The following is an 11,977-nucleotide window of genomic DNA, read 5'->3' as shown; positions in this document are numbered from 1 at the left end:
TCGTCACAAAAAAATAATTTGAAATGACATTTCCTTTAAAAACCATATTGATTGATGACGAGCCGCTTGCATTAAGCCGATTAAAAAGATTACTGGAAAAACATCCGGAAATTTTTATCATCGTTGCGGAGGCCAAAAACGGAGCCGAAGGTTTGGTAGAAATTGACAGGCATAATCCGGAGGTCATTTTTCTGGATATAGAAATGCCGCTCCTGAATGGTTTTGAAATGCTTGCCAAACTTACAAAAATGCCTCTGGTTGTGTTTTCCACAGCTTATGACCAATATGCAATCAGGGCATTTGAAGAGAATTCCGTTGATTATTTATTAAAACCAGTGGAGAATGACCGTCTGCTGAAAACGATAGATAAGATCCGTAATATCCTGAATGCCGGGTTTAAAACGGGCGACAGCAGAAATCCATATTCAGATAATTTGCTTCGATTGCTGGAAGAAATGAAGCCTAAAAAGGAAATATTTTCTTTATCTGTTAAATCCGGCGACCGCATTCTTTTAATTCCTTTAACGGAAATTACTCATTTCGAAGCAGAGGAAAAGTATGTTTTCCTGAACACGCTGGACGGACAAAAATATCTTCTTAATTATACACTGACATCGCTTGAAGAAAAATTACCAGGACATTATCTGCGCATCAGCAGGGCCGGCATTGTGAACTCTCACCATATCAAGGAAATTCAAAAGCATTTTAACGGCAAATATATGGTCGTTATGCGCGACCGGAAAGTCTCTCAGCTGCAAAGCGGAAGCACTTATACCGAAGTCATCCGTCATCTTCTTGATAATTAATCACCTTGCTTCCTGGCGTCTTGTTCAAAATATTGATTTTGAAGACGCCATACTTATTCCTAAATTGCGCCCTTGTTAAAATCGGACGACTGTGTCTTTGGTTTAATGTGCTGTTTATCAGTATCTTTATACTAAGAACTCAAATTATTGTTGTTGAAATTTATTATTCTTCGACACAATTGGGTGACAAACTGCGTACACAAATGGGAACAGATGGTATGCTTTGTGCGTCAGATTTAAAAAAAACATCAAATAGAATTTATAAGATCGGCGTATAATGGTTCGTTTGTTTTTGTTAAAAAAGGTTAAAAGAGTTCAGCTATAATGAAAGAACTCATTGATTCGGGCAATCTGCCAAAGCACATTGCCGTTATCATGGACGGTAACGGGCGGTGGGCACAGAACCAGGGAGCGGCACGTGTATTCGGCCATCGTAATGCGATTAAAGCAGTGAGAGAGGTGACCGAGGGTTGTGCAGAACTTGGTATTTCCTATCTGACGCTTTACGCGTTTTCAACCGAAAACTGGGCTCGCCCACAGTTTGAAGTACGTGCTTTAATGGAGTTGTTAGTCCAGTCCATCCGCAATGAAATTCCTACCATGTTGAAAAATAATGTGCGGCTGGATACCATCGGTGACACGGAAAGCCTTCCTTCAAGCTGCCAGAACCAGCTTGCGGAAGCAATCGAAATCACTCGTGAAAATACAGGGCTCAATCTTATACTTGCATTGGGTTACAGTGGAAAATGGGATATTCTGCAAGCTGCCAGAAAGCTTGCAACCGATGTGCAAAACGGAATTTTAAAGCCGGAAGAAATCAACGAAACTTTGTTGAACAAAAATCTTTCCACACAAGATCGTCCTGAGGTGGATCTGATGTTGCGTACAGGTGGTGATCACCGGATCAGTAATTTTTTGCTATGGCAGCTCGCTTATGCGGAGCTGTATTTTTATAAAGACCTTTTTTGGCCTGATTTCCGAAAGGAACATCTGTATGAGGCAATTTTGGCTTACCAGAAAACGGAACGTCGTTTTGGTAAAACCGGTGAACAAGTTAAAGCGAATGGAGCTAAGTAGAATTATATGAACCTGGTGAGAAACTTTATTAAATCATTCGTACAAAGTAATTGGGCACTAACAGGAGTTTTGTTATGCTGGTGTTTTTCGGCTGAGGCGCAAAAAATAGGATTAGGAAGCAATGCAAAGCCCGCAGCACCGACTGCCAATCTGGGAATTGACCCTGCCAACCCAAAAGAATATACAATCGCAGAAGTGACGGTTTCAGGAACACAATTTCTGGATCCTAATTCTATGGTTTCTATTTCAGGATTAAAGCCTGGTGACAAAATCCGCGTTCCGGGTCCTGCTATTCCTTCCTCCATTAAAAGAATGATGGATTTTGGTACACTGGACGATGTAGAAATTGCCGCTACCAAAGTGGAAGGTGAAAAAATCTGGCTTAACATTCATATAAAGGAGCGACCGAGGCTTTATAAGGTCTCGTTTTCTGGTATTCGTAAGGGTGAAAGGGAAACGCTGAATGATAAAGTGAAGTTGATCAAAGGACGCGTAATCACGCCGACTGTTATTAAAAATACACAGCTTGTAATCAAGAAATATTATCTGGATAAAGGTTTTTACAATACGAAAGTTAAGGTTCTGCAAATCCCGGATTCTACGCGTGGACAGGCGACTTTGAACTTTACCATTACAAAAGGAAGTAAAGTAAAAATCGAGAAAATTGATATTGAAGGAAATGAGGATATCAGCGATCGTACGCTGAAACATAAAATGAAAGGTACCAAGCAGAAACGCATTGGCCGTTTGTTCAACCCTTCAAAATATATTCCTAAAAAATACGACGAGGATAAAGAAAAGCTGATCGCTTTCTATCGTAAGAATGGTTACCGTGATGCTACAATCGATTTCGATACCATCACAAACAACGGTGAAACGATTAGTATCAAAATGAAGATTGATGAGGGTAAAAAATACTTTTACCGTAATATTACCTGGACTGGTAACTATTTATATCCGTCAAAAGCACTGGGCGAAAAACTGGGTATTTCCAAGGGTGATGTTTACAATCCGGAAGAACTTGATAAGAAAATCAACGGTATTCCAGGAAATGATATCAGCTCCATTTATATGGACGACGGTTATCTTTATTTCCGTATTGAACCTACTGAAAAAGCGGTTGAAGGTGATTCGATTGATGTGGAACTTCGTATGTATGAAGGAAAGCAGGCGACAATTAACCGTATTATTCTGAATGGTAATACTAAAACAAGTGACCGCGTAGTATTGCGTGAACTTTTTACCTTGCCGGGACAGAAATTCAGTAAAACTGAAATTATCAACACACAACGTCAATTATCTCAAATGGGTTATTTCAACCCTGAGAAAATTGTTCCAAACCCGATTCCAAATCCTCAGGACGGAACGGTGGATATCGAATGGAACGTGGAAGAAAAACCATCTGACCAGATCGAACTTTCAGGTGGCTGGGGCGGATACATTGGTTTTGTAGGAACTTTGGGTCTTGTATTTAACAACTTCTCACTGCGCAATATTCCAAACAGAGAAACATGGAGACCACTTCCATCAGGTGACGGACAGAAATTGTCGCTTCGTTTCCAGGCTAATGGTAAGCAATATCAAACCTATTCGCTTTCATTCAGTGAACCTTGGTTAGGTGGAAAAAAACCGATCAACTTTGGTGTTTCTTTGCAGCACACAGTTTACCGTGTAGCAAATTATAATTCTATTTATTCAACAGCTGGTTCAGGAAGTCTTAGCTACCGAGGCGGATATTATAACAGCGGTATTACCGTTTCACTTGGCCGTCGTTTGAGAGAGCCGGATCGTAACCTTGTGTTAACGCATTCGATCTCTTATCAACGTTATCGTCTGGATAGTTTGGATATTTTCCGGATTGGTTACAGCAAAGGGGTTTCAAACAACATTTCGTTCAACACAACGATTTCCAGAAATACTTTGAGTGATTTCCAGTTCCCGAGAAGTGGTTCCAATATTTCATTGAGTATGACGCTGACTCCGCCGTATTCTTTAATTCGCAAGAATGGTTATAAGGATATCAGTGATACATATCGTTGGGTAGAATATAACAAATGGATGTTCGATGCGACTTACTACGCTACCATTACAGGTAAGCTTGTAATCAGTGCCCGTACGCACATGGGTTATCTGGGTAGGTATGGCAATAAACTTGACTTCAGTAAATTCGGCCGGTTTATTGTCGGTGGATCTGGTTTAGCGGGTCAGGGTTCATTCTCGCTGGCTGATCAGGATATTATCGGTTTGCGTGGTTATGAAGATCAGAAAGTTGGTCCTTTGACAGCAACAGGTTACCCGGCATCAGGGGGTGGGGTTGTATATAACAAATTTGTATCCGAACTTCGTTATCCGGTATCGCTTAATCCACAGGCAACAATCTTTATCCTGGGTTTTGCCGAAGCGGGTAACAACTGGGGAAATTACAAAGAATTTAACCCTTTTGATCTGAAACGTTCTGCGGGTGTTGGTGCACGTATCTTTATGCCAGCGTTCGGTCTTTTGGGTATCGACTGGGGTTACGGATTTGACAGTATCCAGGGACAGACAAAGAGAAGTGGTGCACAATTCCACTTTACTATCGGTCAGCAGATCAGATAATATAATAGTTTGCTTTTCGTTAAAACAGTTTAAATTATTAGCGGGCCAGGCATGAAGAAGATTATTATTTTGCTAGTTTTGTCCTTTATTTCAATCGGAAAAGGAATGGCCCAGAAATTTGGCTATGCCGATATGGAATTCATAACCAGTAAAATGCCCGAATATCAATTGGCACAAACGGAAATGAAAAAATTTTCCGAAAAATGGGCGAAGGAAATCTCGGATAAATTTGCTGATGTGGGAAGGATGCAGCGAGCTTACATGGCTGAGGAAGTTTTATTAACGGATGATCTTAAAAGAAAGAGACAAACGGAAATAAAAGAGAAAGAGCAGGAAGCCCGGGAATACAATAGTAAAATATTTGGCATGGAGGGTTTGCTTTTCCAAAAGAAAAAAGAACTTATGAAGCCGGCAATGGAAAAAGTGCAAAGAGCAGTTTCCAAAGTATGTATCCAGAAAAGACTTGATTTTATGTTTGATAAGTCAAGTGATGTAGGGATAATTTATTCAAATCCGAAACATGATTATTCGGATTATATTATGGAAGAGCTGGGTATAGATGGCCAGTCTTCAAAAGTGACAGCAAAAGAGGAGACAGCAAAAGAAAAATCGACGGTAGCGCCAAAGGAGAGCTCCCCTAAACAAAAAAGTACAAACAGTAAACTTAAATAGTAACAAAACAATGAAACAAAAATTGATAGTGCTTTTGGTCGCGATGGCCATGCTTAGTACCCCTCTCTTGGCACAAACAACTCCTGCTGGCGGTCTTACAAAAATTGGATATACCAATGTAGATTACGTCATCAGCAAATTGCCTGAGAGTAAGCTAATGCAAAACCAAATTGAAGTTACCAAAGCGCAGCTTGACAAGGCGTTGGGAGAAACTTATAAAGAGGCTCAGGAAAAGTATGAAGCTTATCAGAAAAACGGTGCTCAGATGACTGACGTAATCCGTGCTGATAAGGAAAAAGAATTGCAGAATCTGCAAACTCGTATCACTGAAATGCAAACTAATGCACAACAGTCTTTACAGGCGAAACAACAACAATTGCTTGAACCAATCCTTACAAAGGTGAACAACGCAATTCAGGAAGTTGGTAAAGAAAGCGGTTTCCTTTACATCCTTAATATGGATGCAGGACAAGGAACAACGCCTATTATTTTGTTCGCAGCTTCTGAAGAAAACAATGCAACAAATCTTATCTTAAGAAAATTGGGTGTAGATCCTGATAAAATTGAAGCAGCAGCACCAGCTGCTGCTAAGCCTGGAACAGCTGCAACACCAGCAGCAACCAAGCCAGCAACAACGGCTCCAGCGGCGACTCCAAAGAAGAAGTAATCCGGAGTTTTTAATAAATTATTAAAATATAAATACCGGAGAATAGCCTTTAGCAGGTTGTTCTCCGGTATTTATTTTAGCGGGGTTTCCATTTTTATTCTGTTTGGCCCGGATTATAAGTATGCTATAAATTCGGCCTTATTCAAAAAGTACAAAATGCTCTGCAAGCGAATTCCTGAATTTACAGCTTCTAAAAAAACAGAACGATTCAGAACGTTAAGCATACGGGATTTGTTAAATTTGCGTTATGGAAGTTGCATCCCTAAGCTCATTAAAAAATTATATTTCTGAAATTATGGTTTTAAAAAATATCTTTTACTTTCTCATACTCGCGTTAACCGTAATTTGGTCTGAACCTGTTTTGGCGCAGGACAATACCCATGGTGGTGGTAACGGTGCTATGCAATTGATCTTCCCAAAAGAGTCTGATTGGAATACATTATATGAAGGAAAGGAAATAGATTTTCATTTGCAGGTAAGAGGTGGGAAGAGTGATTCTGTGAGATATAACATTGCCAGCGGATTCAGACGGGATATGAAGTTTGATTCTCTGGGTCATTTTGTCTGGACTCCAAATTATGATATTGCGGACCGTATTAATACGGTAAAGTTGTGGCCAATTGTTTTTGAAGCCACTAACCAGGCCGGTGAAACAGTGTCTCAGCAGATTGCTTTTAAAATTGTTCATGTTAACAGGGCGCCGGAAGTTGATGAACTAAAACCTTTTTATGTTCAGTACAAAACCCAGAATACATACCAGATTGATATGAATTCTGTTCGGGATAACGACGGCGATCCTTTGGTTTTTATTCCGGTTTTGGAAGGTATGCCGGAAGGAATGAAAATGAGTGCGGCAGGAGAAATTGTTTGGGATCCGTCGACAACACAGTTTAATTTACTGAAAAAAGGACCAAGATATATTGATTTTTTTGTTGAAGATCAGCCTTCAAAAGTAAGGACAAAAGGTCGCCTGAAACTGGAAGTAACACAGATGGATCTGGAACCTGACTTTAAAGTTATTCCTCAAAATCAGGTTATAAAAAGTAAAGAAAATAACCGGATCAACCTGAAATTTACCTTATCAGATCCGAATGGAGATGATGATATAACCACTTTTGGTTTTGTATCGGAAAATAAAAATGTTCCTGAATCTGCATTGGTAAAAAATGCTCCGACGAGTTATGAATTTATCTGGGAGCCGGGATATGACTTTGTAAGAGATCCGTTTGATTCGCTGGCTTTTAATATTACGTTTTACGTCTTGGATAAGGCGCAAAATAAAAAGGAAAGAACACTGCGTTTTATTATTGAAAATACGGTAAATGAAAGTGAAAGAGATGCGTACGTTTATGGCCTTTACCGCGGTGGTTTGATCAATGCATGGAGTTTGCTTGAACAAATGAAGGAGAAGGAGGGAGAACTTAAAAGATCATACGGCAGAGCAAAAAAAGGGAAAAGAAGTCGTTCGCTGATTAATGCATCTTTGGGTGCAACAACGGGTCTGGCACCTGTTATTGCCAAAACAAATCAGGATACGAGAGGATATATTACAACGCTTGGTGGGACAACCGTTGCGACTTTGGGAACATTGGAAGCAACAGAAGTTATTGGTAAATCTACCAACAGTTTGCTCGATCGTTTTAATTACGTTATGCAGAAGAAAAACGAACTTCAAAATAAGGGAGATGTTTTTGCCCGGGAATACGCGCAGAAATCTGCACGCCGCTCTCCTGACTTTGTTCGCAAGCTGGACGAATTTAAGTCATTAATGAACCTGAGCGGATTAGTTGCACTGGAACTGGATGCAAATTGGGAAAACAAAAAAGCGAGCGGCTATGACGATAAAAAGATAGATGCTGCATTGAAAAAGACATTCAAAGATTTTATGCCTTTGGAAAAAGATGAGCAATAGAGATAAAGCTTTTCCAAACAAAAATATCATAACAGGAAAACGGGGCTGACCAAAAAGAGTTCTTTGATTTATAAATAAAAGATCTTCATTTTGATTTTTAGCTTCGTTATTTAATTGATTTATAAAAAATGGCCGGAAAGTACTCTTAAGAGCAGCTATCTGGCCATTTTTTCTACTTAGGCTGCTGATTTTTGTCTTTTAAGATGCAGTTTTCTCAGGTTGTGGGCCATAGCAACCAAGGTAAACTCAGTAGTTACCTTTTTAAGACCTCTAAGATGGAAGCGGCGAAAACCCATGTTGGCTTTTATGTCGCCAAAGCAGCTTTCTATTTCAATACTTCTTCGTCTGCGGAGCTCAAAACCTTTCTGTGAGTTAAGGTTGTCCCGTGCCTGTTGCTTGTATTGGTCAAGCTGCTCATTAACTTTGAGTGTACGGTTATGCCCTTGGGTAGATTTACAACAGCGTTCGTAGAATGGGCAACCCGTGCAGTCTGTACATTCGTATTCCTTTATATGTGACTGATAACCTGTTTTTTTATGTGTATGCTTATAGCTGCTTCGAAAAGTAAGCTGCTGCTTATTGGGGCAGGTATAGCTATCTGCAGCGGGATCGTAATAGAAATTCTCTTTTAAAAAAGGGTTATTCTTATAGGATTTCTTTTGCTCATTATGGAACTGGGGGAATTTCAAATAATTGTTTATCCCCTTGTTTTCCAGTAGCTCATAATTCTCTTCGGTACCAAAGATGCTGTCAGCAATGATGTTTTCAGGGGTCACAGACTGCTGAACTGACAGCTGATCCAAGTGGTCTTTGAAGCAGGTGCCGTCATTGGTGTTCTGGTGCAGGCTTACGCCGGTAATAAACTGATCTTCACATCCCGCCAGCACATTATATGCGGGCAGTACCTCAACCTTATTTTTCATCATCATCGCACTGGCGTCCTGATCTGTTACATTATAGCCACTGCGGCTGCCCGCGATAAGAATCTGCTGCTCGTATTTCTCAATCCGATCTGCTGTTTCTACCAGTTGTTTGCCCAGGCTTTGGGCTTTGCGTTTTGTTTTTTTGACGCTGGTATTCTTAATCTTTTCATTGAGCTGGTCAATCTGATTGGCCAGGACCTGCCGGCTAACAGGCTGTGATCCATATTCTTCAAGATCTTTATTTCCGTAGGTAAAATCTTCGGATGCATTCAGCGCATCAATCTCTTTGAGCAGCTGCTGGCATTTCTGTTCTGCTGATGCCTTATACCGGAGGGCATTCTTCTTCCAGACCATCTTGTGCTTATTGGCATCGGCCATAAATGGGCTGCCATCACAGAAATAGTGCTCCATTTTGATATACTTGTGTTCCATCAAAAACACCAGCATGGAGCTGAACAGCACTTCAATCACTTCTTTGGCTTTGCTGCTCCGGAAAGTATTGATGGTCCGAAAATCGGGCCGGCTCATACTGCTCAGCCAGAAGAAATGGATGTCCTGACCCAGGGCACGGGCTATCTTTCTGCCAGTATATATCTTGATGCAATACGCATAAAGTAAGACTTTCAGCAGCATCCGCGGATGGTATGCGCTGGTTCCCCCACCTTCATAAAGGTTCATCAGCTCTGTGATATCCATCCGTTCAACTACTTCATTAACAACCCGTACCAAATGCGTAGGAGGTATCAGTTCTTCAAGAGAAGGTGGTAAAAATAATAGCTGCTGCGGGCAGTATTCTTTAAAGACGATAGATTTTTTTATCTTGCTCATGTATTTCTAATGTGGTAATTAAAAATACAAAAAAGCCCTCTATCTACAAAGTAGATAAAGGGCTTTGGCTTTTTGGTCAGCCCCGTTTTGAATATTGGTTCGTTCGTATTAAAAATACTTACCGGATTAGCTATTTTTCAGTAGTAGATTCTCCTGGTTTGGTTAGCTCTTCATTTTCAAGATTAATCATTGAAGATGAAATATCCTGAGTTGAATCAATATCTACACTTTCATTTTGTTTGATCTCTTCGAATTCCGGATTGATAGTAGGAGAAATAACTTCCTCAGATTCTAAAATTTCACCGCTATCAAGGTTCAGCATAGAAGCAGAAAGATTCCGGGATGAATCGATATCAAGGTTTTCATTTTCGTTCAAAACTTCAACTGGTATTCCTGGTGTTTTAGCAACTTCGTCAAAACTATGCGGTTCAGTCAGGCTTTCTGCATCTTCGTGGTTATGCGTAGTTTCTTCCGGTTTTACTTCCTCATCGGCTGGTGTATAAAAATGTCCCTGGAAAATAAGGATACTACAAACACCCAGGAAAATACACGAATCAGCAATATTGAAAATCGGAGTTGAATAATATTGTCCGCCCCAGACAGGAACCCATTCAGGAATAAATCCTTCCCAGAAATCGACAAAAATCATATCAATAACCTGTCCATGAAACCAGGGTGTGGGCGAACCATAAGGAGCATTATCTAAAAATACCCCGTAAAAAGTACTGTCAATTACGTTTCCAACGGCTCCGGCAAGAATCATAGACAAAGCCCATAATAACCCTTTTGAAGCACCGTTACGAGCCAGATGAACCAGATACCAGGCAATAGCGCACATAGCAAGCAATCTGAAAAGTGTCAGAAATAATTTGCCATATTCATGCCCCAGCTGCATACCAAAAGCCATCCCGGGATTTAAAACATAATGTAGTTTTAGCCAGTTACCAGCCAATAAAATCTGACCGGAAAAGCCAGGCTGCATATATTTAAAGACCAAAAGTTTTGACAATTGGTCTACTGCAATTAACAATACGCTGAAAAGTAAATACCTGACAGGATTTTTTGGTTGGTTCATTCTTTATTGATTACAATTTATATCAATGTGCCTGTAAAAGTAATAAGTTCTTAGAAAGAACTTACGCCTCGTCTGTGCATTTCGCTTTTTACAAGCAGGTACTCTCTGCTACTTTGTCCGGCAATTGAAGTATTTTCCTCAGCACGGCGTATAAGATAGGGAAGCACGGCATCAATAGGACCATAGGGCACATATTTAGCTACGTTATAACCAACCTTGGCAAGATTGTACGAAATATTATCGCTCATTCCTAAAAGCTGGGCAAAGTAGATACGCTGGTCATCGTTTTTTATACCCAGCTTTTTCATTTTGCAGGTGCAATATTGAGAGCTGTACTCATTGTGGGTTCCCAGGCAAATGGAGATATGTTCAACATTTTCAAGGCAGAAATCGATTGCAGCATTGTAATCCTTGTCAGTAGCTTCTTTGGAAGTATGAATCGGGTTAAAATATTCCTGCTCACGGGCTCTCATGCGCTCTTTTTCCATATACGCGCCACGGACCAGCTTTCCGCCAAGAACGTATCCTTTTTGACGTGCAACGAGGTAGGCACTTTTCAGAGCCTGTAAAGTTTCGTGTCTATAAAACTGATAGGTATTGTAAACGATGGCTTTTTCTTTATTATACTTTTCCATCATTTCGTAAGTCAGATCATCAATAACGTTCTGGACCCAGCTTTCTTCCGCGTCGACAAAAATTCTTACATTCAGTTTGTTTGCCAAGGCGCATAATTTTTCAACGCGCTGTTTAACTCTTTCATAAGCAGCGGTTTCATTCTCGGACAAAATTTCCTTGCGCTGTACTTTTTCTAAAAGCTCAGTTGATGCGATTCCTGTGATCTTGAAAACTGAAAAAGGAATGTCAGTTGATTCAGAAGCTTTTTGAATGGTGCGCAAAATTTCGGCAGCGGTGGCGTCGAAACTATTTTCATTGTCTTCTCCCTCAACCGAGTAATCCAGGATGGTTCCTACGCCCGAATTTGCCAAAGTAGAAATTGTCTGCTGGCAGTCACTAATCGTCTCACCGCCACAGAATTGTTCAAAAATCGTATATCTAATAAGATTTTTTATAGGTAAGTGTAGCTTTAGAGCAATCTTTATAAAAAAAGTGCCTAAATTTACCACTCGAGCCTGATTCATTAAGCTAAATAACCAATAGGTTTTCCTGAGTTGAGAATCTGATTTTGAAGCAAATGCTATTGAAGTGTCTTCAAAAAATACAGGTATTTGATCTTTTTGTGAAGCGTACGCCATTTTTAAGTTTATCATAAGTGGGGTCTTCATGGTTTTTCATAAACCAATCAGGCAAAAGTTATACAAAAAAGGGTTGTAGGCTTTTGGAGCATCAAATGTACGGCAATCCATCAAATACGCATAATACCGAGTCGAAATATTATAGTTATCTTATTGTTTTATTAAG

The 11,977-nt window shown here is 40.1% G+C and carries 9 protein-coding genes; 6 read left to right on the top strand and 3 right to left on the bottom strand.

All coding sequences use genetic code 11. The features are described from left to right. The first annotated feature begins 23 nt into the window (after positions 1-23). From IEE83_RS25705 to IEE83_RS25680, 6 genes are all read left to right on the top strand, one after another. Positions 24-806 carry a LytR/AlgR family response regulator transcription factor gene (locus tag IEE83_RS25705; protein WP_194123643.1) on the top strand — a complete coding sequence of 261 codons (783 nt, stop codon included), beginning with the start codon at positions 24-26 and terminating at the stop codon, positions 804-806. Between the two features lie 324 nt (positions 807-1,130). Next, on the top strand, positions 1,131-1,883 hold the full coding sequence (gene uppS, locus IEE83_RS25700; protein ID WP_194123642.1) for an undecaprenyl pyrophosphate synthase: 753 nt from the start codon (positions 1,131-1,133) through the stop codon (positions 1,881-1,883). Between the two features lie 6 nt (positions 1,884-1,889). Further along, the gene (gene bamA, locus IEE83_RS25695) at positions 1,890-4,481 is read left to right on the top strand and encodes an outer membrane protein assembly factor BamA (RefSeq protein WP_194123641.1); all 2,592 of its coding nucleotides are present in this window, start codon (positions 1,890-1,892) and stop codon (positions 4,479-4,481) included. Between the two features lie 51 nt (positions 4,482-4,532). Beyond that, on the top strand, positions 4,533-5,153 hold the full coding sequence (locus IEE83_RS25690; RefSeq protein WP_194123640.1) for an OmpH/Skp family outer membrane protein: 621 nt from the start codon (positions 4,533-4,535) through the stop codon (positions 5,151-5,153). A gap of 10 nt (positions 5,154-5,163) precedes the next feature. Next, on the top strand, positions 5,164-5,820 hold the full coding sequence (locus tag IEE83_RS25685; protein ID WP_194123639.1) for an OmpH/Skp family outer membrane protein: 657 nt from the start codon (positions 5,164-5,166) through the stop codon (positions 5,818-5,820). Between the two features lie 247 nt (positions 5,821-6,067). Further along, positions 6,068-7,732 carry a hypothetical protein gene (locus tag IEE83_RS25680; protein WP_228102078.1) on the top strand — a complete coding sequence of 555 codons (1,665 nt, stop codon included), beginning with the start codon at positions 6,068-6,070 and terminating at the stop codon, positions 7,730-7,732. Between the two features lie 176 nt (positions 7,733-7,908). Here IEE83_RS25680 and IEE83_RS25675 read toward each other — a convergent pair whose 3' ends face one another. The 3 genes from IEE83_RS25675 to IEE83_RS25665 form a co-directional block, all read right to left on the bottom strand. Then, a complete protein-coding gene (locus IEE83_RS25675) occupies positions 7,909-9,483 on the bottom strand; it encodes an IS1182 family transposase (protein ID WP_194119464.1) in 1,575 nt (524 codons plus the stop codon). Between the two features lie 130 nt (positions 9,484-9,613). Beyond that, the gene (locus IEE83_RS25670; protein WP_194123638.1) at positions 9,614-10,558 is read right to left on the bottom strand and encodes a lipoprotein signal peptidase; all 945 of its coding nucleotides are present in this window, start codon (positions 10,556-10,558) and stop codon (positions 9,614-9,616) included. 50 nt (positions 10,559-10,608) lie between these two features. Beyond that, positions 10,609-11,811, bottom strand: coding sequence for a proline dehydrogenase family protein (locus IEE83_RS25665; protein WP_194123637.1), 1,203 nt, complete (start codon positions 11,809-11,811; stop codon positions 10,609-10,611). Positions 11,812-11,977: the final 166 nt, after the last annotated feature.

It is taken from the genome of Dyadobacter subterraneus (genome assembly GCF_015221875.1).
In the GTDB taxonomy this organism is placed as follows: Bacteria; Bacteroidota; Bacteroidia; order Cytophagales; family Spirosomataceae; genus Dyadobacter; species Dyadobacter subterraneus.
Note: the sequence above shows the minus strand (reverse complement) of the source record. Positions and strands in the feature narration are given on the sequence as shown.